Genomic DNA, 360 nt, shown 5'->3' with positions numbered 1-360 from the left:
GCTCTCCCTTCTTCTAAGATAGAGTTTCATAAGGCCGTTTCTCGATGGGGTGATGGCTTGGCGCCGCGACGAACTCGGCCGCGCGATGACCGAGCATCAGGGCGGCCGCGTTGGTGTTAGCCGATGGGAGGAACGGTATGGCGGAGCAATCGATCACCCGTAGGCCATCGACACCTCGCACGCGCATCTGACTATCGAGCACGGCCATCGTGTCGCCATCGGGTCCCATGCGGGCAGTGCCGGACGGGTGATAATTGGTTTTGACGGTCCTGCCGCAGTAATCGACGAGCGCCTTGTCGCTTGCGATGCTGCTGCCGGGAAGAAGCTCCCGGGCGATCTTGAAATTGATCGGCTTTGTGG

At 60.6% G+C, this 360-nt stretch carries 1 protein-coding gene; it reads right to left on the bottom strand.

The window, feature by feature from the left end:
- Window positions 1-13 precede the first annotated feature (13 nt).
- A partial coding sequence (locus tag KBI52_RS00620) for a GMC oxidoreductase (RefSeq protein WP_247654082.1) occupies window positions 14-360 on the bottom strand: 347 nt, incomplete at its 5' end.

Origin of the sequence: Microvirga sp. HBU67558 (genome assembly GCF_018069605.1) — a bacterium.
Lineage (GTDB): Bacteria > Pseudomonadota > Alphaproteobacteria > Rhizobiales > Beijerinckiaceae > Microvirga > Microvirga terrae.
This window is presented reverse-complemented; position numbering and strand designations above follow the sequence as displayed.